The following is a 21,671-nucleotide window of genomic DNA, read 5'->3' on the forward strand; positions in this document are numbered from 1 at the left end:
ACATAGATGTTGGTCATCAGCAACAGACTTCTTTTTGTGCCTGAAACAGAAAATCTTTCTGCCGTGGCACACGGTTTCAGAATATAAGGCGGGTTAATCAGGCGTTCAGGAAAGGTGTCCTTGCGGGAACAGGCGGCAAAGCGTTAAACGTAAGATCCATTACCATTAAATCCGGAAGGTCATATCAGCAATCATTTGCATCGACTAAGGCTCTTCTGACTCAAAAAACTGATACGACCCATCACGTCGGGCTTTGGCCTGGTACATCGCTTTGTCCGCGTTTTCGAATAATATTTTGGCCGATGCTGTCCCGAAGCGGGCAAGGCTGATACCGATAGCCGCGCCAATGCGCACGTCCATATTATCAATGGCGAATGGCGCGTGCAGACTTTCAATAATACGCAGGGCAATGGCAGCGGCTGTCTCGCGATTTCTGCACTTTGCCGCCACAACAAATTCATCTCCGCCCAGTCGTGCCAGTGAGTCGCCTGGACGCATACAGCGTTGCAGCCGCTCACTGACCTGCTGCAGCAAGGCATCCCCTGTCGCATGGCCCATCAAATCATTCACCGCCTTAAAGCCATTCAGATCGATAAACATCACCGTCGTATAGGCCTCATCATCCACCTTCGCCAGCATGCGGCCGACCTGGTCGTTGATCCAGGCACGATTATGCAGCCCGGTCAGTGTGTCCAGCGTTGCCAGCTTCTCCAGATTGCGCATCCTCTCTTTGTCTCGCGTAATGTCGCGCGAGACCAGAACTGCACCGATATTTTTGCCGGTAGAGGGATTGATGACGCCACAGGCTTTGGTGCCCAGCGTAATGTAATGGCCGTCCCGATGCAGCTTGCGCACCTCAACGACGTCCGGCAGCACGCCTCCATTGAAGATGCAGGCCAGTGCTTCAGAGGCGGGGCCGCGGTCATCGGGATGGAGGAAATCCACCACCAGCTGACCGACGACCTCTTCGGCTGTCCAGCCAATCATTTCGCTATAAGAGGGCGAGATAGAAACGTACCGACCATCCGCGTCGCAATGGGCAATCAGATCGGTGCTGTTTTCAATTAACAGACGGTATTCTGCCGCCGTGCGCAGCGCATCTTCCAGCGCTTTACGCTGTCCGGTCACATCCAGAATGAAGCCGCTATACTGCAGGCGGGACGTGCCAGGCTGGCGATCCGGCAGGCCAGAGACAATAACCCGACGCGTCTTACCATCCAGACAGTTGATCGGCACTTCAATATGAAAAGGCGTCAGGAATTCCAGCGCTGCGGTCAGTTGCAGCGCGATCTTTGCATCGTCGTCAGCCTGGGCCAGTCTCAGCCATGAACTCAGCGTCACACCCTTCAGTTCAGGCATCAGACCAGCAGGGCTTTCCTGACTGGCGACGCAGATACCCTGGGCGTCTGTAGACCAGACAGCGCTAAAAGAGGGTTTGATCATTGTCTTCATGGCGGCCGACTCCGACGTGGCTGGCGATATTAAACAGGCTCAGTACTCGTCGCTACAGACCTGATTATAACCGTTAATGTCCGCCTGTAGCTGAAGGAGGATCCGGGAACAGGTTCATCATTGCGAGAATATCCGCCATTGACGGCGGCTGACGCTGCGCTTGTCCGTCTGCAGCTACTGAGGTGCCGCCCTGCCCGCACAAGAGTGAGCGAACCCGGGATTCAGTGTCAGAAGTATGAGCCAGTGTTTATCGGCCGATCGGGCCAGAATCTTTAATGATGCCACCTCTGCCAAAAGCGCTGGGGTATGATTATTTCGCAGCGCTGCTGCGTGATGTGACATTGAGCAGACCTGCAGCCCGGCAGAGGATCCCGCCGTTTTCAGGTATCCGGTCATACCGCTACACCCTTCTTCAGGACAGTAGCCTGCTGATTAATAGCAACCGGATCATCAGGCGTAAAATCGCTTTACTGTTTTAGTCGTCTCAATCCCTTTTTGCAGCCCGCAGCAAACGCAGGCTGCAACGGTCAACTGACCAGACTGCGATCAGTCTGCCGTATGTGTGTGATAGATCCTGCTGACCACGGTCCAGCGATCGTTCACTTTCAGCAGGATAAAAAAATCAGTGAAACGGAAACCAGAAATGTCGTCGGTATCAATGCGGGCAATGGCGGCAGACCCGACGATGTCTACGCGCACGATAGCCGCTTTTGCTTCGGGTGAAGGACAGAATGCGGTGTCTCATTCAGCAACTTAACCGGTTCAGCCTGGCTTATCTGCACTTTGTTGAAGGCGCAACGGCCACCTCTCGTGATGTGCCTGCCGATGTGGACATGGACACGCTGAGCGCACAGTTCAACGGTCCGTTTATTGGTAATAACAACTATGACCTTGAGATGGCCATCAGCCGCCGCAACGCCGGAATTATTGATGCGGTTGCCTTTGGACGCCTGTTTATTTCCAACCCGGATCTGGTTAAGCGCCTGCGTTACGTTACTGCGCTGACCATCGCGCCGAAAGAAGCCGATTACGGCGGTGGTGCAGAGGGTTATACCGACTGGCCGGAAGCCAGCTATTGATAACGGTTTATGGCGGGTGACTTCCCGCCCCTTTCACCAGAAAGAGAATTAAAAATGAATTACCTGCAACAGAAAACAGCCATTATTACGGGTGCATCCTCCGGGGTTGGCGCGGCTACCGTGCGGGAACTTGCGCGTCATGGCGTGAATATTGTGGCGGCAGCACTGGACCCGAACGGTCCCGATACACTGGTACGCCAGATATAAGCTGAAGGGGAACGCGCTGTCGGCCGGGTAACCGATGTTACGCGTCTGGAAGATACTTAGGCGCTGGTGAAGTTCGCCAGTGACACTTTCGGCTCGGCAGACATACTGATTAACAATGCGGGCCTGATGCTTTTTCAAGCTGGAGTGATGTTGCCTGGGAAGAGTGGAAAAACAGCCCAAACATCGCACTCCGACAGAGCAAATATTACATTAAATCATAGGTTAAACCCCGATTTAGTGAGTAACATGCTGTAATCGAAATTCCTGTCATAGCTTTCTTTAGCTTAACCTTTTCTTAAGATTAATCTTATAACATCGTCTCTGTATTAGCCCATGCTGGGCTTTTCCGGAGTATCACCCTATGCAAAATAACAACACAGCTTCTGACTCTCTCAGTAAAGTTCCGGCCGTTACTGCGGCTTTCTGGTTAACCAAAATCGCTGCGACTACCCTGGGTGAAACCGGCGGCGATGCGGTGACCATGTCGATGAATCTCGGTTACCTGACCGGAACATTGATTTTCGCCATCATCTTTCTGGTCGCGGTGGTGGTGCAGGTAAATCGCCACAGTTTCAACAAATGGATTTACTGGTTCACGGTGGTGGCCACAACCACCGTCGGCACGACGATGGCAGATTTTGCCGATCGCTCACTGGGCATAGGGTATTTAGGCGGCACCGTGCTGCTGAGCACCCTGCTTATCCTCTCGCTTTTCCTGTGGAAAATCACCTGTGGTACAGTCGCGGTCAGTTCAGTGAGCAACGGCGTCACAGAGAGTTTTTACTGGGTCACTATTATGTTTTCACAAACCCTGGGCACGGCCTTAGGTGACTGGACGGCAGACACTGAAGGACTGGGCTACGATGGCGGGATCCTGCTGTTTGTTGGCGCGCTGGCAATCATCTGGGCGGCGAGTCGCTTTACATCACTTTCGCGTACGGGGCTCTTCTGGGCGGCTTTCATCCTGACCCGACCACTGGGTGCCGTGGTCGGCGACTTTCTGGACAAACCCCTTGCCTCAGGCGGACTCGCGCTAAGCCGCTACGGTGCCTCACTGACGCTGGCGCTAATCATCATCGCTCTTCTGGTGATACTGCCCCAGCGTCCGGCAATGAAGACCGCCACGGCGAGTTAAAAACATTACAGGCAGATTTACAGATAACGCATCGACTTAACCGTCATCAGGGCCGCCCGCAATGGCGGCTTTTTTATTATCTGATGGGTAACAGGCTACATCAGACAGATCGCTCAAAGGAGACGATTTGACTATCGGGTGCAGCAGAGAGTACCGGGAGACTTTCCGGTGGCTCAAACATCTTCACCCGAAACGCAGTGTTGCTGGCATCAAGAAAAACGGTTCTGAGATGACGGTTACAGATGAACCATATTTCATCGCGGTCATTTGAAAGAATGTAGTAAGCATCTGACGTTTCAGAGGGGTTAAAACAGCCCAGCGCGCGATAAGCCGTCTGTGGAGTAAAACCGCTGGAAAGCGGCAGTGGCCTTGGGCCATGCGCTAACTCTTCGATCCTGAGATAAAGTCCCTGTTCAAGCCACAACATAATGTCACTCCCTGAAAGTAGAGAAACCGGGCTGAACGTGTCGGCTGCATTACCGCGAAGCAGAATGGCCGTTCACTGACCGATTTAGTGATCGGATAATTTTTCCGACATGCAGAAGCGTTATCCTGATCTGAGCATAGCAGCGGTGCGTTCTTATGCTTTTTTATCTTCTTCCGTTTCCCTGCTACTCAAGACGACTGGCGAGCAGCCGCAGCTGCTCAGCAATCTGCTTCAAATCCCGCTGCTGCTGACCGGCGATACCCGTCGAGCTGCGCACCACCAGTTTTGCCGGAAGGATAGAAGAGGAACGCTGCTCATCCTGCTCACTGGCTAACAACAGACGCGCGACCGCCTCTTTGCCCTGTAAATCAAGATCCAGCGACACCGTGGTCAGGGCCGGATGGAAGAAGGCACTTTCATAGGTGTCATCATAGCCTATCACCGAAATCTGCCCCGGCACCGCTACCCCGCGCTGATGCAGCGCGCTCAGCACACCCAGCGCCATCTGATCATTTCCCACCAGCAGCGCGCTGAACTCCGGCGCTTCACGCAGCAGTTGCAGCACGCCATTGTAACCACTTTGCGCATCCCAGTTACCGTGGCTGACGCTGACCGGCTTCAGACGATAGCTCTCCAGCGTATCCAGCCAGCTCTTTAACCGCAGATTGGCAGACACGGACGCCTCTGGCCCGGCCAGCAGAGCAAATTCCCGATGCCCCTGCTCATAGAGATATTTGACACTGGCACGGGTGCCGTCAGCCGGGTTAAACGAAACGTTAAACACCGCGCTGTAGGGATCAACATCAAGAAACAGGCACAGGATATCGTCGTTCTCCTGCACGATCTGCTCCGCATCACTGCTCTCCAGCGGGACGTTGATAATCACCTTATCCACGCGCTGCGACTTCAGCTCATTGATACAATTCTGCAGACTTTGATTGACGTTCTCATCAATCATGGCGATCAGCACCTGATAGTCAGCAGCATTGGCATATCGTTTAACCGCAGCAGCCACCTGCGAGGGAGCATGCAACGCCAGCGATGTGGTCACCAGACCCAGCGTGGTGCTCTGCTTACCTACCAACTGTTGCGCAAGTCTGTTTGGCACGTAGCGCAGTGTCTCAATAGAGTGCTCCACCTTGCGCCGCGTTGATTCTGAGACGTTTGCCGACTTATTCAAAACCCGCGAAACCGTCTGATAAGAGACGCCAGCATGGCGGGCGACATCCTCTAAGGTGGCATTTTTTGATTTCATAATTCGCATCCCTGATTACCGATGGCGGAATGGTATCACAGCAGCCGAATAAGCCAGGTTACCGCAGTCACATTGCGCAAATAAAAAGTAAAAGTCATACCTTCACATCACGAGATTTGGTGATCTGATTCACTAATCGTTACAAATACCGCCACTTTATTTGCACTGTATCACACATTATCGCGATTTTGTTTGTCACCCATCTGACAAAAAGCGTTAACTGCCGCTGTCATGTGAACGTATTACAAATAAAATTGAGGATAACATGGAAACAAGGTTATGTACTGCTGCTGTGGCGCTCGCTGCGGCCCTGACCTCCCCGACGCTCTATGCTGCTATCGACAACATTGATTTCCATGGCTATCTGCGTGGTGGCGTTGGCGTATCGCAGGATGGCGGTATTGAAGAGTATCAAAAGAACAAGATTGGCCGTCTCGGCAACGAAGCTGACACCTACGGCGAGGTTGAGCTGGGCAGCGAAGTCTACAAAAAGGATGACGTCAGTTTTTACGTCGACACCATGGTCAGTATGTTCTCCGACGGTTCTAACGATAACGAAACCACCTTGGGTGACGATGCGCAGTTTGGCTTGCGTCAGCTCAATCTGCAGATCAAAGGACTGGTGCCGGGTGACAAGAATGCGGTGATCTGGGGCGGTAAACGTTACTACCAGCGTCACGATTTACACATCATTGATACCAAATACTGGAATATCTCCGGCTCCGGCGCGGGTATCGAAAATTACACTCTGGGCCCGGGCGCGATCTCCTTTGCCTGGATCCGTGGCGATGCCAATGACGTCGATTACCGGGTCGATGGCGATAACGACGTCAACATTAACTACCTGGATCTTCGGTATGCTGGCTGGAAACCGTGGAGCGGAGCCTGGACCGAGTTTGGTATTGATTACGCCATGCCGAACACGACCAAAAAGCAGGAAGAGTATGGTGGCCTGTATGATGCGGAAAACGGCGTTATGCTCACCAGTGAAATCAGTCAGGATATGTGGGGCGGCTATCAGAAACTGGTATTCCAGTACGCTAACAAAGGCCTGGCACAAAACATGATTTCACAGGGCGGCGGCTGGTATGACATGTGGAACGATACCCGCAATGCCACCGGCTACCGCGTAATTAATACCGGCCTGTTGCCGATCACCGACAAGTTCTCCCTGAATCAGGTCTTTACCTGGGGTTCAGCGGATGACGTCACCGCGCAGACCAGCAAAAGCACCCTACTGTCGCTGGTGGGACGTGGTCAGTATCAGTTCACGCAATATGTCCGCGGCATCGGCGAAGTGGGTAGTTTCTGGCAGAAAGATGAGAACAAAGTGGGCAGCGACTACAAACAGGCGGGTCAGAAATATACGCTGGCGCTGGGTCTCGCAGCCGGTCCCGAATTTATGTCACGCCCGGAACTGCGTCTGTTTGCCTCTTATCTGAATGACTCAGAAGACGGACACAGTTTTCAGGACAACACCAGTAACAACACCTGGAACTTCGGCGTACAGGTCGAAGCCTGGTGGTAACCGAGCAGTCTCCTCATTGTGATCATTGTTAAGCTCTTATGCAGGGGCTTATTTGGATAACCGGCGACGGTTATCCATTTTTTTTACTCCGGCTGAAGCGGCTTAAAGAATCGGGCTTCCAGCAACTGACGCAGCTGGTCGGACTGCGTACCAAAGATGGCATGAACTTCCTGCCCCAGAATTACCACGCCAATCGCCCCCGCCTTCTGTAATCCTGCCGTATCCACCGCCCTCAGCGATGTCACTTTCACCCGCAGCCGGGTTAAACAGGCGTCCACCTGCTGAATGTTTTCACGCCCGCCGAAGCACTCTACAAGACGCTCCAGCAGCGCACTGTCTATCTCAACCTCTTCCGCCGTCAGCGGCTGCCGACTGAAATATTGCTTAAACGATTTCAGACTCACCATGTTGTTCTCCTCCAGATAATAAAAAGGCGGGCTGATGCCCGCCACTCACGACTGATAAACGAAAACGAGGGGGACTGGCTTCAGGGCACTCACAGAAAATACACTCTTCCTGCCCTTAAACCCTATTCCCCCGCCACAAAGTCCGCAATTAAAGCCACGGCAGAACTTTCCACAAACAACGCCCAGACTCAAAGCGATGGGGGCATATGCCTGGAGCAAAGCATCACGGGCCACGGACAAAAACGCCGGGAGCGTTTTTGAACAACGCAACGCGTTGGCCCGGGAACGGGCGCACCTCAGGGATGAGGTGCGTAATTGGCCGTGTTGAGCGGGCAGGGATGCCATCTTTTGCGTCTTTGCGGAAGGTACTGGCCCCCTGAGCGTCTTCTCAGACTGCCAGCAAACCTAACCAAACCAGCTCGAAATCAACTGTTCCCGCGACCTGCCGCCACAGACAGTGCCCAGACTCAAAGCGATGGGGGCATATGCCCCCTGAGCCAGTGCTCAGACTACCAGCAACGTCCACCTGACCTGCTCCATGCCAGCAAACGGCATTCAACTAACTTTAAAGGCTTGCGCCTTCAGTTAGCGACACACTCAGAACGCGACATCCCCACGGTGCCAGCACCAGCGATCCCCCCACAACCGAGCCATCGATCAAATCGCTGAGCCCAGCAGGCAACGACAGCTGCTGCACCTGGCCGGTAAAATTCTGCACAAAAAGAAACGCCTGTTCGCCATCTGTACGCCGCTGAACGACCACGCCCGGTGGCAGATCCATCGCCAGCGCGCGCGGCAACGCCAGCTGCTTAATCAGCGCGCCATAAAAATCCCGATGGAACGACAGATCATTACGCGACGCGATATACCAGGCTTTGCCCTGCCCCACGCAATTCACCGTCACCGCCGGGGTACCGGCATAAAAGTCGCTCTCATAACTGGCCAGCGCCGTGGCCCCTTCCAGATGAATATGCTCGCAAAGCTCTCGCGCCTGATAAGGCCCGCTCAGGCCCAGCTCATTGCCGCGCACCCCGCGCACGCCATTGAACTCCTCATCAGTCAGACTATCGATCTCTTCTGACCAGATACCGAGCAATGGCCGCAACGGCCCCGGGAATCCGCCGGGATAACACAGATCGCTCTCATTCACGATACCGCTCCAGTAACTGGCAACGAAGTGCCCGCCCCGCTCAAGATGCTGCGCCACCCGTGCCGTAAAACCGTCCCGCACCATATACAGCATCGGCGCAATCACCAGATCGTAACCACTGAGATCGCAGTCGCCGTTAATTACATCCACCGCAACGCCCTGCTCCCAGAAAGCACGATAGTGCTCGTTCACTGTACGTTCATAATGTAATCCGAGATTGCGCGGCCCCTGCGCGTTATCCATCGCCCAGCGACTCTCCCAGTCGAAAATAATCGCCACCCGCGCCTCGACCCGACTGCCCATCACCGGCGTCATCGCGGCGAGCATCCGGCCCAGCTCACTAACCTCACGACCGGTGCGCGTATCAATATGACCGACATGATCCACCACCGCGCCATGAAACTTCTCGACCGAGCCGCGACTCTTGCGCCACTGAAAATATTGCACCGCGTCAGCACCGTGCGCCACCGCCTGCAATGACGACAGAATATGCATCCCCGGCTTCTTCAGCTTGCTGGTCGGCTGCCAGTTGGTGGCGCCCGGCGTCGACTCCATCAACACGAAAGGCTTGCCCTGCTTCAGGGTGCGCATCAAATCGTGGTACATCGCGGTATAACAGGCGAGCGTGGTCTCATCCCTCTCGTTATGCCACATCGGGTAGCTATCCCAGGAGATAAAATCGAGCGCCGGTGCCAGCTTCCAGTAATCGTAGTCGTAGAAATATTCCATAAAATTGGTGGTCGCAGGCAGATCGGGATTGGCCTGCTTCAGCGGCTTAATCTCCTCACGACAGAAATCCGTCACCTGATCGGTCATAAACCGCCGCCAGTCCAGATTCAGACCGTGAATTGACATCTCACCCTGTGGCGCTGGCGACACAATCTGTGACCAGTCGCTGTAGGTATGGCTCCAGAAATCACTCCACCAGGCGAGATTCAGGTTCTCAAGCGTCTCATAACGGCGCTGCAACCAGCCGCGAAACGCCTGCTGACAGCGATCACAATGACATTCTCCGCCATACTCATTGGAAATATGCCAGCCGAGCACCGCCGGATGATGCGCGTAGCGCGCCGCCAGCCGGCTGTTCATCGCCTGCACTTTCTGGCGATACACCGGCGAGGTCATGCAGTGGTTATGACGGCCACCATGCAGGGCCGGCACGCGATCGCGCCCCACACGCAGCACCTCAGGGTAAGCCTGCGACATCCAGGCTGGCCTGGCCCCGCTCGGTGTAGCAAGAAACACAGAAATCCCCTGCAGCCAGAGCGTATCAATCACCTCATCCAGCCAGCCAAATTCATAGCGCCCCTCTTCCGGCTCCAGCTTCGCCCAGCTGAAAATACCCACCGACATAACGTTACAGTTCGCCTGCTTCATCATCATGACGTCGTCATCAATAATGCCCGGCTGGTGCGCCCACTGTTCCGGATTGTAGTCAGCACCATGCAGCAGCCGGTTAACCCGGGCGCTGAGCGGGGGAAATTTATTCATACCTGTTCCTCAGAGGTAGACATCAGCATTTGCGCTAATGGTTAATGAAAAACCTGCAGCGAAGGCAGCGCCTTGCCGTGACAGTCAAACAGCGCCTGGTTTTCGCGGGCGTTACCCTGTTTCCATTCGTCGTGGATATATTTCATGCCAGCGGGTGTCGCCCAGGTATTGCCGGGTGCAGGGATCCACGCCGGTTCCCAGTAGACGACGCCTTTGCCGCGATGGTCTGGCACTGCCAGCACCGCTTTAATCAGGTCATGCAGATAGGCCGCCTGGCCTGCTACGCTGCCAGGATAGCCGCCCGCCTGCTCCTCTTTTGCCTGGAAACTGTTCTCCGCGCTATCGCAGTTTTCCAGCGTGTAGCCATAGGCTGCTTCCACCACCATCACATCTTTGTCATAGCGCCGGGAGATATCATCCATGTTGGCTTTCAGGGCGCTGATAGGGCCGTTCCAGTAGGTGTACATCGACAGGCCAATCACATCGAATGGCACATCACGCTTTACGATCTCGTCAAACCACCAGCGGAACATGTCGTTCTTTGTGCCCTCAGCCAGGTGCAGCATAATCTTCACCTGATGCGGGTCGCTGAGGTTCTCACGCACCCCGCTGATCCCGGCTTTAAGCAGACCCGCCAGCCGATCAAACTCACCGCCGTTCTGGCCCCAGCTTTTGCCTTCCGGCCAGAGCATGCCCCCGTTAAGCTCATTGCCAATCTGCACGATATCCGGCATCACGCCTTCTGCTTTGAAACGGGCGATAGTGTCGCGGGTGTAGTCATGAACCTGAGTTTCCAGCTGCGGAAAAGACAGCGACTGCCAGGCTTTGGGCTTGAACTGCTTGCCTGGGTCAGTCCAGAAATCACTGTAGTGGATATCCAGCAGCAGCTTCAGGTCCGCCGCTTTAACGCGCTTCGCCAGCGCCAGCGTGGTCGCCAGATCGTTGCCGCCGCCACCGTAGGACTGACCGCTGCCGTCGTTAGGATCAACCCACAGCCGCAGCCGGATGGTGTTGATGCCACTGGCTTTCAGGATGGCGATAGCATCCTGCTGCTGGTTATCGGCGTTGTAGAATTTCGCCCCCTGCTTCTCCAGTTCAGCCAGCGAGGAGATATCCGCACCTTTGATAAAATCGGCTGGCCACGGCCCGGCAGAGCCGATGACAGGCTGATCGGCGGCGAGCAGCGGTGTCGCCCAGGCCAGCGCCAGGGCGAGAATCAATGTTTTTGGCGTCATGATTTATCCTTTAGTACTGCCTGAGGCCAGGCCGGAAACGAAGTATTTCTGCAGGGCCAGATAGAATACCGCCACTGGCACGGCGATCAGCACGGCACCGGCGGCATAGGTGGTGTAGCTGGCACCCATTTTTTGCGACACCAGGTTATAGAGGCCAATCGGCAGCGTGAACTGCTCTGGCGTTCGCAGAATGGTGCTGGAGAGGATGAAATCGCCCAGCGGGCCGGTGAAAGAGAACAGCGCCACTACCGCCAGAATCGGCTTCGACAGCGGCATGATGATCTCAACAAAAATGCGAAAGTTACCTGCACCGTCCATGCGCGCCGACTCATCCAGATCTTTGGGAATCGAGTCGAGATATCCCTTCATCAGATAGGTGTTCATCGGGATCATCCCGCCAACGTAGATCAGCACCAGCGCCAGATGGCTGTTGATCAGCCCCAGCAGCTGCGACAGCACGAAAATTGCGATCAGCGCCGAAAACTGCGGAATCATCTGTAACAACAGAAACAGCATCAGTCCGTTCTGCCGTCCTTTAAACCGAAAACGGGAAAAGGCATAGGCGGTACAGCTGACGCTGATCAACGTCAGCACCATGGTCAGGAAACTGATCTTCATCGAGTTCCAGTACCACGTCAGGTAAGGCACGGTGCCATTGAACAGGTCGCGGTAGTGTTGCAGCGACGCATTCTCAGGAATGATCGAACTGCTGAGCAGGCTGTTGCCTGCATTCAGTGATGCTCCTACCGTCCAGACCAGCGGATAGATAATGATGGCCGAGACGGCCAGCACCACCAGCCAGGTCAGCGACAGGCGTATCCACCTTTCGCGTTTAATACTGCCGGACTTCGCCATAACTGCTCCCCTACGCCATCTCATCTTGTTTAAACGACCGAGTCGCGCGGAACTGCCACAGCGCCAGACCTACCACGAAAATCGACAGCAGAATGGTGATGGTGGCGGCGATCGCATATTGCGACGACGACATGGTGAGCTTGTAGATCCACGACACCAGGATATCGGTTCCTCCGGCATTGGATCCCGCTACCGCCGGACCGCCGTTGTTAAACAGATAGATGATGTTGAAATTATTAAAGTTGAAGGTGTATTGCGTGATGATGATCGGCGCAATGGCGTAGAGCACCAGCGGCAGCGTGATGGTTTTCAGCCGCGTCCAGGCGCTGGCACCGTCCATGATCGCCGCCTCATAGAGGTCGTCAGGGATCGCCTGCAGGACGCCGGTAGTCATCGCAAACACAAACGGGAAGCCGAGCCAGGTCTGCATCATAATCAGCGCCGTTTTGGTCCAGAACGGATCGGTCATCCAGGCTTTGGGTGCAATGCCAAAGAAATCGAGAATGGCGTTGTTGATCACCCCAAAGCTGTCGTTGAACATCCCGGCGAACACCAGAATGGTGACGAAGCCCGGCACCGCCCACGGCAGGATAAAGATGGTGCGGATTAGCGGCTTAAAGCGCAGGTCCTTCTGATTGACCAGAATCGCCAGCATGACGCCCACGGTGCACTGCAGCGTGGTAGCGAGCAGCGTCCAGACCACCGTCCACTGCAGCACGTCAAAGAAGGTGGAGCGCCAGATCGACAGGGTAAAAATGTTGATGAAGTTTTTGAACCCTACCCAGTCCACCAGCTTCGCCGGTGGCGTGTGATAGAGGTTGTAGTTGGTGAAGGCGATGGCGAAACCGAACAGAATCGGAAACACCACCACAAACACCAGCAGAATAAAGCCGGGTGAAATCATCAGATAGGGGAAGCCATCGCGCAGCAGTAACTGATACTGCTGACGCACGCTGTTCATCTGCTGACCCTTGTCGCGCTTAACCCCGTTGACCCAGGCGTCGCGCATTGACACTCCCCAGACCGCCACGCCGAAAGCGGCAATCAGCACGCTGATAATGCCCTCTGCCAGCAGGAAAATAGAGTTATCACGCGGCACCGATTCGCCCAGCGTATAAAGCCCCCAGAATCCCTCACGCAGAAAATCGTGGAAGACGCCGGTAAAGCTGCTGAGCAATATCAGAAAACAGAGCCCTTTAGCCCACTGGCGGTGGTAAAACTGGCCGAAGCCAGGCAGCAGTGCCAGCAGCGCACCGGTGGTTGCATGACGACGCGGACGCTTAGCCGTCACCAGATTTTCATCGGAAGATATAGCCACACCCTGATCCTTATCCTGTACGGTTATCCCGCGAACCTGCATTACTGGTTGCTGGCCTGCATCGCTTCAATCTGCATGGTGATCTGCTTCACTGCGTTATCCAGTGCCGCTTTAGGCTCCTGCTTGCCGGAGACGCTCAGCTCCAGCGCAGCATTGGCTGGCCCCCACACTTCCTGCATTTCCGGCACGCCTGGCATCGCTGACGCACGCGCCGCCTGCACCGCGACCGCGTTGGCCTTTTCATCATCTTTGATAATCGGATCGTTCATCAGCGCGGTGACCGGTGGGATCTCCTGGGTTTTCTGATAACGCTCTTTCACGTACTGCGGCTGATTGATGAAGGTGAGGAACTTCTGTGCCAGCGCCTGATCTTTGCTCCAGGTAGAGACCACGTAGCCCTTCACGCCCAGGAAAGAGCTCATCGGCTTACCGTTAGGCAACAGCGGCAGCGGTGCCACGCCGTAGTTGATTCCGGCAGCCTGATAAGGCTGGAATGCCCACGGCCCATTGATCACCGCCGCCGCTTTCTTCTCGGTAAACAGCGAGTCAATGGCGTTGAGGCCGTTGTCGCCCATGATGCCGCCTGGCAGCAATCCTTCACTGAAGAAGCGCTTTAGATAAGTCACCGCTTCCACGCTGCCTGGGGTATTCAGCCCGATATCCTGGGTGTTAATGGCGCCTTTGGCGTCTTTGCCAAAGATGTAAGATCCCATCGGAGCCATCACGCCCCAGCTGTAATAAATCTGGTCAAACTTAGCGAGCAGGCCATACTGCTTCGTCTCGCGCTGCTTCTGTGAGAAGGCACGGTATTCCTCCAGCGTTTTCAGTGGCGATGGCAGCAGATCTTTGTTGTAAATCAGCACCAGCGTTTCCACCGCTTTGGGTACGCCGTAGACTATGTTGTTCTGCGTGAACGCTGCCATTGCCGAAGGGGTGAAGGCGCTCTGCTCTGCCGCATCAATTTTCATCGGTGCCAGTAATCCCTGTACGACCGCGCTGCCGAGCTGGTCATTGGGGATCACCAGGACATCCGGGCCAATACCCGCCGGGCCATCCAGACGCAGTTTCTCAATCTGCTGTGCAAACGGCATCTCCTGAACTTTTACTTCAACACCGAACTGTTTTTGAAAATCGGCGATCGCCGTTTTGATGCCGTCTGATTTTTTAATGTCTTCCCAGACGGTAAGTTGCTGAGCGGCCCAGGCGGATTGATGAAGCATCAATGCTGACAGGAGTAGCGTAACGCTGATTTTGATTTTCATTACTGACCTCATGTGAAGGTATTACATTTTTAGCTGTCATTTGCTGATGTTCTTTTTTCAGACACAAGCCGAATAAGGATTTATTGCGCATGTGAAGAGTGAATAACGTATCGCATTTGAGCCATACGCTACGCGGAATGCGTGCCGCGCTCCAGCCCGTTCGCATCAATGTGTGATCGCTATTACAGAAATCAAAATCAGCGGTAGGGCGCACTCTGGCGGAACGATATAGTCAGCGCAGGCACCATCAGGGCTGACGTGTAAAAAGACAAACTGTTATACTTCGTACATTTTAGCCGCCAAATCCCTTGCCATGAGGATCAGCATGTCCAGCATCAGATTGAGAAACGTCACCAAACGCTTTGGTAAAACAGAAACGCTGAAAAATATTGCGCTTGATATTGAGGCCGGTGAGTTTGCGGTCTTCGTCGGTCCGTCAGGCTGCGGTAAATCCACACTGCTGCGGCTGATCGCCGGGCTGGAAGAGATCAGTGACGGTGAGATTTTGATTGGTGATGAGGTCATGAATGATGTCGCACCCTCGCACCGCGGCGTGGCAATGGTGTTTCAGTCTTATGCGCTTTACCCGCATATGACGGTGGCAGAAAATATCGGTTACGGACTGAAGGTGAATGGCCTGCCGAAAGCGCAGATTCAGCATCAGGTGGAGATGGTGGCGAAGACGCTACAGCTTGCGCATCTGCTGGATCGTAAACCAAAGCAGCTTTCCGGCGGACAGCGTCAGCGCGTGGCGATTGGCCGGGCGATTGTGCGCAATCCCCGTGTGTTTATGTTTGATGAGCCCTTATCGAACCTGGATGCGGAGCTGCGTGTCGATATGCGACTGCATATTGCTAAGCTGCATCAGGAGCTGAAAACCACCATGGTCTATGTGACGCACGATCAGACAGAAGCGATGACGCTGGCCGATAAGATTGTGGTGATGAACTACGGCAAGGTTGAACAGGTGGGTTCACCGATGGAGCTCTATTACAACCCGATTAACCGCTTTGTCGCCGGTTTTATCGGTTCACCAAAGATGAACTTCCTGCCTGCGCGCGTGGAGCAGTGTGGCCCTGCAGGCCTGGTCGCCCTGATCAATGACGGCGAGCATCGGCTGCAGCTCCCCTCGCCCATCCGCCAGCTGCAGCCTGGTGATGAGATCACGCTGGGTATCCGGCCGGAGCAGTTGCAGATCAACGGCGATGCGCCACTGAATATCAATTTCCACTGCGAAGTAGTCGAGCGACTTGGCAACAACACCTATCTGTTTGGTCAGAGCCACGGGCACGACGGCTTCAAGATGCTGCTGCCCGGCGATGTGCATTTCCGTCCTTATCAGACGCTGCGCCCCACCTTCCATCCGCACCACTGCATGGTATTTGATGCTGAAGGTGCGCGTATCAGCGCGGATATCGCGATGCCGCAGGTTCGCGCAGCCTGAAGTAGATGTTTGCAGGGCGTTAAAGAGAGGCCGGAGACGGCCTTTTCTGTGATCAGGCCTGGCATAACGCCTGAATAAAGAGGTCGGGAAAGGGGTTTGCGGGCAAGCCGTGATGACGCGCAGAAGCGTCAGCCTGAGCTTAAGCCTGAACATTGTTCAGACAAGGCATTGCAGGTGTGTTCTGAATAAACTCATGAACCCCACCGGCAACCCCTTATCCGTGTCGATCAGCTAACCGGGCTTATCGACTGAGGCCTTACTTACCGAGGATATTGTTTACTGCTTTCAGGTGGCCAGCCTTGTCTTTGTGGTTTGAAACCACCTGAATAACGGTGAATTTCTTGTTGGCGACCGCCAGCAGCGTGGCCTGCTGCACATCATTCCCCCCCATCTTGTCAGTGGCTTCGATATGGTAGACCGGCAGACCATTGGCATTTTCAGTTTTCTCACTGATCACCTTATAAGACGGTGAAGCCTGCTTCTGCTTGTCTTTGATTGACTTCATGCCGTTGAGGAAATCAGCGTCACTGGCACCGCGGGCAACCGCAGGGATCTCTTCTTCGCCAATGATCAACACGCGTTTTTCCGGCTTGTTCACATACATGGTTCCCGCGCCACCGCCCGGAACAGGCTGCTTTTCATAGCCCTGCAGTTTGAACGTCTGTTTGCCATCCAGCAAAGAGATCGTCTGAGTCTGCGTGTTTGCAGCCTGTGCTGTTTTTGCTTCGGCTGCTGATGCGATCATCGGGGTGCTGCCAAGAGCAGCGGTCAGGCAGAGGGTACCCATAATGTTTAATGATTGACGTAATTTCACCGTGAACTCCTTCGTGTAGTGAATATTTCCATTTCGCTGTCACCACATCAGGTGTCAGCGAGGCAGAGGTGTTATCGGGTCAGGTCGTAAATACAGATCCCTGAGCCGAGCAGAAACAGAATAATCGGCCAGTAGAGAACAGGAATAAAAAAGAAGTTGTGGGTTTTTTCGGGGGCCATCATTGGCTGGCTTTTCGTTGCCTGGGCAAGGGAGTCCAGCCATTTTTCCTGCCGGAGCACCCAGACAAAGGCCGCGCAAAAAAGGGCAGAAATTATCAGCGTAGCGCCTGTCGCCCATAAATGTGCGACAAAGAAACCGTCGTAGTAATAAATATCTAACAGCCATTTACACAGGAGGTAGGCGGCAGAAATTAATACTGCGACGAAAAAACCCACTCCGCTCCATGCGATCATCTTTATGTCCTTCCAGGGTGTGAGGAACGAGGAATATTTTTTTTGAAAATTAACATATTTTTATCATTGTGGCGATATTTTCTTTGGTGCTAATATCAATTACATCCAGCACAGGAGATGTCCGGCCTGTGCAATTTTCACATTACTGATTCTGATGGGTTTATTTTCAAATACTGCTGTTTAACCTGAGTCTGGCACCCGTGCAGCTAATAGCGCACTTAGGGTGCTGCGTGGCTATTTGTACCGTACCGCTATTATTTTTGTGCGAATTAACGTGGCTTCAATGTTTTAAAATTCGTATGTGCTGTTCTGGCGGTCGATGAGCACCATTCATGCGGCTGTCATCCGTCTGAAACAGTGTCGGTCTCTGTAGTTTTCTGCGCAGGATTTTGAGGTAACCATGAATCAACCTATTGAAAATAATAATAAAGTTAACGAAACTAAAGAGTACAGTGCGAAATGGCAGACCCGTTTTGATTTTTTCGACCGTCATGGTGCTCCCAGTACACCAGGCTTCAGACAGGCATTGAAACAACTGCCTTTCAGGCAAAAATTAAAAGTGAACATGAATTTAATTGCCTTCCTTTTCGGCCCGATTTATCTGTTCGTACTCGGCCTGTGGAAGAAGAATATCATGCTGATTTTAATTATGGTGGCGATTTACACTATTTTGATCATCGCCTTAGCGATAGCGGGCATGGAATTTCCACGGTATCTTCAGGTGGGCCTGGGCTATGGCTTTAATGCCCTGTACGGCATGAGCACCAATTACAGTTATTACCTGAAAGAGAAAAAAGGCGATAACGGCTGGAATCCCTTTAAAGGGATGCGGTGGTAATTTTTTCGCACCGCTCTGATGGTAAAATATAGAAATAGGGTGTACCGCGTGCAGACAGATGGGTGGGTTAGCCCTCAGTCAGGGGACCGGAAAAAATAAGTGATGCACACTAACTCAAATTAGTGCTGTTGCGGCAGAACCACCGGAAGCCGCCAGGAAAATAACCTGACGGAAAAGGAAAAAATCGCCGAAAATATCCGGCTATCCCTTTTCAAAACGGGTTCAGACTGGCTTATAATCGCTCTGCAATAATTATAATATCGTGAAGCTCGCATAAATGTTTCCGCACCGTTTAACCGGGGCCAGGATATCCTTTTCGGAATTTCCTGATAGCGGTAGCGTCTCCCTTTCATAGACATGCAGGAAGTTATTATTTTGAATACATTAACGGAATTGAAAAAGGGTTATCTGAAGGTATTTTTCTGGCTGCTGTTCACACTGTTTCTCGTCCCCGTCATTACCCTGTTTTTTGCTGAATATGGCAACAAACAACTTGATCAGCAATACACGCAATTCTTCATGGACGATGCGCGGGAACAACATCAGGATACGGGCAAACTACAGGCGTTTCTGCAGCAGAACCCGCCTTCCAGTGTCTGCGGCCCGGTAGATGAAAATCTGCAGGATTACAAAAACGCCGTCTGCGAACCGCAATCCGAACTGTGGCAGTTCTACATGATGGATAAAGTGGCATTCTGGACACTGATCGGCAGCGGCGCTGTCCTGCTGATGGTGCTGTTGTTCAGTGCGCTGGCCTTTAAAAGCCGCTAGGGACAGGTTATCAGTCTGGCGCTGGCTCGCAGGTTCCTGATGCTGGCCTGTTCGCTGGAAGTCATGGTACAGGGCGGCATGCTGGTATGGCTCTCATTCTGGGGCACCGCCTTTTTCACGCAAACCTACTATCTAAAACTGGTGATGGCGGTCGGCCTGCTGGTGCTGGCCGGCATGTATTACATGATTAAAGGCATCTTCAAAAAACTCCCACCGGAAGAGAGTATTGAAGGCGAAGTGGTGACCCGCGAAGCGGCCCCGGCACTCTGGTCACAGATTGATATGCTGGCCGCCAGAGTGGGCACCACGCCACCCGATCATATTGTTGCGGGTATCGACACCAACTTCTACGTAACTGAAGCTCCGCTGAATGTGAATGGGAATCCGCTTACCGGCCGTAAGCTCTATGTCAGTATTCCCCTCCTGCGTCAGCTCACCGTTGCGCAGGCTGATGGTGTGATGGTCCATGAACTGACCCACCTGCATGAAGGCGACACCGCCTCCGGCGCATTACTGGGACCGAAACTGCACCGGTTTGATCTCTATATGCAGCTGATGGGTCAGAATGTGGCCACGCTGATCGTCTTCTATCCGCTCTATCTTTATCGCATGCTGTTTGAACTGGCGTGGCAGCGTAACAGCCGTGAACGTGAGTTTGTCGCGGACCGCAATGCATCAACGCTGGTCTCCCCCGCCGCGATTATCGAATCACTGATCAAAGTGTCTGCGTATGCCAGCTACCGGAATGAAGTTGAGCGAAACTTCTTTAATAACCAGACGCTGCACGAAAATGAACTGGGGATCAGTAAAGCTATTGCTGCCGGTTTGCCGGAACATGTCGCCTCTCCGGACTTTATCAGCGTTATCCGTGAGCAGAATGTGCCGCACCCGTTTGATTCACACCCGCCGCTGGCAGAAAGAATGCGCAACGTAGGGTATGAGATTAACGAAGGTGACTATGCCGCGGTCGCCGCCGATTTCCCGGCCCAGAGCTGGGTCGATCTGATGCCGGTTGCCGACGAGATTGAACAGCAGTTGTGGCAGAAATATGAGCGCGACTTCTCTTCTGTGCATGAGGAGAGCCTGGCCTGGCGCTATCAGCCTGATGGTGAAATGGAAACTGCGCTGGTGCTGAAGCATTTCCCCAATGTTCCTTATACCCTGAAAGATGGCTCGCAGATCGTCATCACCTGGCAGGGCATCGTGTCGCCGAAAACCGGCGACGTGCTGGAGTGGGATAACGTTAAGAACATCAACGTCATTCGTAGCTTCGGCCGGGATAAGCTCTACGTGCAACATGTGCAGCCAAACTCACAGGGGAAAAAACGCAGTGAGATCCCTCTGCCGGGCCTGAAAAAGGAGATTGAAGCCTTTAAAAATACCCTTGGCTATTACTGGCATCGTCATCAGACAGTCAGAGCGTTGCTGAAAGAAGAAACGGCGGCAGCGACGCAAAGCGCATAACCCGTTTGTCATCGGCTCCCTCATCGCAGCTGAAAAGGGAGCCAATGCGAACATTCATTTTCAATCTCTATTTCTGACCTCATAAATAAAGGAACGATTGTGTTTAAAAGAACAAGCAGGGCCATGATACCCGGGATGCTGGTGACTGCCCTTGTGCTGCCGCTGGCAGCATGTGACAACAGTGACAAAGCGGATGCAAAACCCGCCCCGCAGAGTCAACCCCAGGCTGTTGCGGAGGATAGCGCCGCGCAACTCACCACAAAATTAAACGCCTATGTGGGTTGCTTTAACACTACGGATGGATCGGTTCGCGATAGTGCCCTTCGCTATGTGAGCTGGATGGCGAATCCTGAAAAGGGGCCAACCGGCAAAGAGCGCAGCGTCAACGTACTGGGCGAGGTCACGCCTTACGAACTGGAGAGCTGCACTAAAGCCATCAACCAGGCATCGAAGGCTAAACCGGCATTACCGGCGCTGGATGCTGCAGCCACACAGTATCTGACGGATTTAACGACATTGCAGCCGCTGGTTTCGCAGGCTCATCTTTACTACAGTCAGGAAGATTACAAGGATGATGGCTTCGCGAAAGCCAGGCAAATGCATCCGCCACTCATGAAGGCGTTTGACAGCTTTATGAAATCCAGCGACCAGTTCGGTGCCGAAGTTGAAAAAGAGAACAATGAGGTCGTGGCTTCCCAACTCGTTGAGATTGAAAAGTCTGAGGGCCGTCATAGCCGTTACTACCGCCTGGCATTAGTCACACAGGCCAAACCGCTGGCGACCCTGTTGACCTCCTCCGCGCCCGACGTGGCAGAGATGACAAAAGCGATTGAGGCTTACAGTACGTTGCTGAATGAGGCAGAAAAGGCAACGGCCAGCGAAGCAGGCAAGCCATTAACCTGGTCCGTCTTCCAGGATAATGCCGGCACCTTCCTGAAAGACTGCAAAGATCGCATGCGTCGGATTCGCGATAAAACACCTTACAGCACGGGTGAGCAGAGTCTGCTGAAAGGAAGCGGAAATTCGGGCTGGATGGTATCGGGTTCACCGATGCGCGTTTTAAAATCCTATAACGAACTGGTTGAGGCCGGTAACCGCCTGTAAGCTGAATACCTGCCCCGCTTGC

General features: G+C 53.6%; 19 protein-coding genes and 1 pseudogene. 8 read left to right on the top strand and 12 right to left on the bottom strand.

The window, feature by feature from the left end:
- Positions 1–204: 204 nt before the first annotated feature.
- Both AC0T7J_RS12400 and AC0T7J_RS12405 read right to left on the bottom strand, forming a co-directional pair.
- Entirely contained in the window at positions 205–1,452 is a 1,248-nt protein-coding gene (locus tag AC0T7J_RS12400) for a diguanylate cyclase domain-containing protein (protein ID WP_473794527.1), read from the bottom strand.
- 546 nt (positions 1,453–1,998) lie between these two features.
- Positions 1,999–2,154, bottom strand: a complete 156-nt coding sequence (locus AC0T7J_RS12405; RefSeq protein ID WP_473794608.1) for a nuclear transport factor 2 family protein — start codon at positions 2,152–2,154, stop codon at positions 1,999–2,001.
- Positions 2,155–2,183: 29 nt separating this feature from the next.
- Between AC0T7J_RS12405 and AC0T7J_RS12410 the strand changes: the two genes are divergently transcribed.
- From AC0T7J_RS12410 to AC0T7J_RS12420, 3 genes are all read left to right on the top strand, one after another.
- The gene (locus AC0T7J_RS12410; RefSeq protein ID WP_473794529.1) at positions 2,184–2,531 is read left to right on the top strand and encodes a hypothetical protein; all 348 of its coding nucleotides are present in this window, start codon (positions 2,184–2,186) and stop codon (positions 2,529–2,531) included.
- A 54-nt stretch (positions 2,532–2,585) separates the two neighbouring features.
- Complete coding sequence (locus tag AC0T7J_RS12415) at positions 2,586–2,738, top strand: SDR family NAD(P)-dependent oxidoreductase (RefSeq protein WP_473794531.1); 153 nt, start codon at positions 2,586–2,588, stop codon at positions 2,736–2,738.
- Positions 2,739–3,099: 361 nt separating this feature from the next.
- Entirely contained in the window at positions 3,100–3,873 is a 774-nt protein-coding gene (locus AC0T7J_RS12420) for a COG4705 family protein (RefSeq protein ID WP_473794533.1), read from the top strand.
- 100 nt (positions 3,874–3,973) lie between these two features.
- Here the strand turns inward: AC0T7J_RS12420 and AC0T7J_RS12425 are convergent, their stop codons facing one another.
- Together AC0T7J_RS12425 and AC0T7J_RS12430 are read right to left on the bottom strand one after the other, a co-directional pair.
- Positions 3,974–4,300 carry a hypothetical protein gene (locus AC0T7J_RS12425; protein WP_424998675.1) on the bottom strand — a complete coding sequence of 109 codons (327 nt, stop codon included), beginning with the start codon at positions 4,298–4,300 and terminating at the stop codon, positions 3,974–3,976.
- Positions 4,301–4,484: 184 nt separating this feature from the next.
- Positions 4,485–5,555 carry a LacI family DNA-binding transcriptional regulator gene (locus AC0T7J_RS12430; protein ID WP_473794535.1) on the bottom strand — a complete coding sequence of 357 codons (1,071 nt, stop codon included), beginning with the start codon at positions 5,553–5,555 and terminating at the stop codon, positions 4,485–4,487.
- Between the two features lie 265 nt (positions 5,556–5,820).
- Here AC0T7J_RS12430 and AC0T7J_RS12435 point away from each other — a divergent pair, with 265 nt between their 5' ends.
- A complete protein-coding gene (locus AC0T7J_RS12435) occupies positions 5,821–7,083 on the top strand; it encodes a maltoporin (protein WP_473794537.1) in 1,263 nt (420 codons plus the stop codon).
- Between the two features lie 83 nt (positions 7,084–7,166).
- Here AC0T7J_RS12435 and AC0T7J_RS12440 read toward each other — a convergent pair whose 3' ends face one another.
- The 6 genes from AC0T7J_RS12440 to AC0T7J_RS12465 all read right to left on the bottom strand — a co-directional run bounded on the left by AC0T7J_RS12440 (position 7,167) and on the right by AC0T7J_RS12465 (position 14,801).
- Entirely contained in the window at positions 7,167–7,490 is a 324-nt protein-coding gene (locus AC0T7J_RS12440; RefSeq protein WP_010259145.1) for a PTS sugar transporter subunit IIB, read from the bottom strand.
- Positions 7,491–8,055: 565 nt separating this feature from the next.
- Positions 8,056–10,131 carry a beta-galactosidase gene (locus AC0T7J_RS12445; protein WP_473794540.1) on the bottom strand — a complete coding sequence of 692 codons (2,076 nt, stop codon included), beginning with the start codon at positions 10,129–10,131 and terminating at the stop codon, positions 8,056–8,058.
- A gap of 41 nt (positions 10,132–10,172) precedes the next feature.
- The gene (locus AC0T7J_RS12450) at positions 10,173–11,366 is read right to left on the bottom strand and encodes a glycoside hydrolase family 53 protein (protein WP_473794542.1); all 1,194 of its coding nucleotides are present in this window, start codon (positions 11,364–11,366) and stop codon (positions 10,173–10,175) included.
- Positions 11,367–11,369: 3 nt separating this feature from the next.
- On the bottom strand, positions 11,370–12,221 hold the full coding sequence (locus AC0T7J_RS12455; RefSeq protein WP_033786803.1) for a sugar ABC transporter permease: 852 nt from the start codon (positions 12,219–12,221) through the stop codon (positions 11,370–11,372).
- A gap of 10 nt (positions 12,222–12,231) precedes the next feature.
- On the bottom strand, positions 12,232–13,539 hold the full coding sequence (locus tag AC0T7J_RS12460; RefSeq protein ID WP_473794544.1) for a carbohydrate ABC transporter permease: 1,308 nt from the start codon (positions 13,537–13,539) through the stop codon (positions 12,232–12,234).
- A 41-nt stretch (positions 13,540–13,580) separates the two neighbouring features.
- Positions 13,581–14,801, bottom strand: coding sequence for an extracellular solute-binding protein (locus tag AC0T7J_RS12465; protein ID WP_473794547.1), 1,221 nt, complete (start codon positions 14,799–14,801; stop codon positions 13,581–13,583).
- A gap of 325 nt (positions 14,802–15,126) precedes the next feature.
- On the opposite strand from AC0T7J_RS12465, the gene AC0T7J_RS12470 reads away from it, so the two are divergent.
- Entirely contained in the window at positions 15,127–16,245 is a 1,119-nt protein-coding gene (locus tag AC0T7J_RS12470) for an ABC transporter ATP-binding protein (RefSeq protein WP_064703812.1), read from the top strand.
- 256 nt (positions 16,246–16,501) lie between these two features.
- Here AC0T7J_RS12470 and AC0T7J_RS12475 read toward each other — a convergent pair whose 3' ends face one another.
- Together AC0T7J_RS12475 and AC0T7J_RS12480 are read right to left on the bottom strand one after the other, a co-directional pair.
- Positions 16,502–17,059, bottom strand: coding sequence for a hypothetical protein (locus AC0T7J_RS12475; RefSeq protein ID WP_473794550.1), 558 nt, complete (start codon positions 17,057–17,059; stop codon positions 16,502–16,504).
- Between the two features lie 71 nt (positions 17,060–17,130).
- Positions 17,131–17,472 (bottom strand): hypothetical protein, encoded by a 342-nt coding sequence (locus AC0T7J_RS12480; protein ID WP_473794552.1) that lies wholly within the window; start codon positions 17,470–17,472, stop codon positions 17,131–17,133.
- A 400-nt stretch (positions 17,473–17,872) separates the two neighbouring features.
- On the opposite strand from AC0T7J_RS12480, the gene AC0T7J_RS12485 reads away from it, so the two are divergent.
- The 3 genes and pseudogenes from AC0T7J_RS12485 (at position 17,873) to AC0T7J_RS12495 (ending at position 21,649) form a co-directional block, all read left to right on the top strand.
- On the top strand, positions 17,873–18,310 hold the full coding sequence (locus AC0T7J_RS12485) for a DUF2628 domain-containing protein (RefSeq protein ID WP_473794554.1): 438 nt from the start codon (positions 17,873–17,875) through the stop codon (positions 18,308–18,310).
- A 357-nt stretch (positions 18,311–18,667) separates the two neighbouring features.
- Positions 18,668–20,545: pseudogene (locus AC0T7J_RS12490) on the top strand (M48 family metallopeptidase).
- A 99-nt stretch (positions 20,546–20,644) separates the two neighbouring features.
- On the top strand, positions 20,645–21,649 hold the full coding sequence (locus AC0T7J_RS12495) for a YiiG family protein (protein ID WP_473794556.1): 1,005 nt from the start codon (positions 20,645–20,647) through the stop codon (positions 21,647–21,649).
- Positions 21,650–21,671 lie beyond the last annotated feature (22 nt).

The organism is Pantoea sp. E956-1 (assembly GCF_982223955.1).

Bases quoted from the DNA above. Each gene is read 5' to 3' on its own strand.
- AC0T7J_RS12425 (WP_424998675.1), bottom strand. From the start codon at position 4,300: ATGTTGTGGCTTGAACAGGGACTTTATCTCAGGATCGAAGAGTTAGCG.
- AC0T7J_RS12455 (WP_033786803.1), bottom strand. From the start codon at position 12,221: ATGGCGAAGTCCGGCAGTATTAAACGCGAAAGGTGGATACGCCTGTCG.
- AC0T7J_RS12465 (WP_473794547.1), bottom strand. From the start codon at position 14,801: ATGAAAATCAAAATCAGCGTTACGCTACTCCTGTCAGCATTGATGCTT.
- AC0T7J_RS12415 (WP_473794531.1), top strand. From the start codon at position 2,586: ATGAATTACCTGCAACAGAAAACAGCCATTATTACGGGTGCATCCTCC.
- AC0T7J_RS12440 (WP_010259145.1), bottom strand. From the start codon at position 7,490: ATGGTGAGTCTGAAATCGTTTAAGCAATATTTCAGTCGGCAGCCGCTG.
- AC0T7J_RS12410 (WP_473794529.1), top strand. From the start codon at position 2,184: ATGCGGTGTCTCATTCAGCAACTTAACCGGTTCAGCCTGGCTTATCTG.
- AC0T7J_RS12485 (WP_473794554.1), top strand. From the start codon at position 17,873: ATGAATCAACCTATTGAAAATAATAATAAAGTTAACGAAACTAAAGAG.
- AC0T7J_RS12430 (WP_473794535.1), bottom strand. From the start codon at position 5,555: ATGAAATCAAAAAATGCCACCTTAGAGGATGTCGCCCGCCATGCTGGC.
- AC0T7J_RS12400 (WP_473794527.1), bottom strand. From the start codon at position 1,452: ATGAAGACAATGATCAAACCCTCTTTTAGCGCTGTCTGGTCTACAGAC.
- AC0T7J_RS12480 (WP_473794552.1), bottom strand. From the start codon at position 17,472: ATGATCGCATGGAGCGGAGTGGGTTTTTTCGTCGCAGTATTAATTTCT.
- AC0T7J_RS12420 (WP_473794533.1), top strand. From the start codon at position 3,100: ATGCAAAATAACAACACAGCTTCTGACTCTCTCAGTAAAGTTCCGGCC.
- AC0T7J_RS12445 (WP_473794540.1), bottom strand. From the start codon at position 10,131: ATGAATAAATTTCCCCCGCTCAGCGCCCGGGTTAACCGGCTGCTGCAT.
- AC0T7J_RS12450 (WP_473794542.1), bottom strand. From the start codon at position 11,366: ATGACGCCAAAAACATTGATTCTCGCCCTGGCGCTGGCCTGGGCGACA.
- AC0T7J_RS12470 (WP_064703812.1), top strand. From the start codon at position 15,127: ATGTCCAGCATCAGATTGAGAAACGTCACCAAACGCTTTGGTAAAACA.
- AC0T7J_RS12435 (WP_473794537.1), top strand. From the start codon at position 5,821: ATGGAAACAAGGTTATGTACTGCTGCTGTGGCGCTCGCTGCGGCCCTG.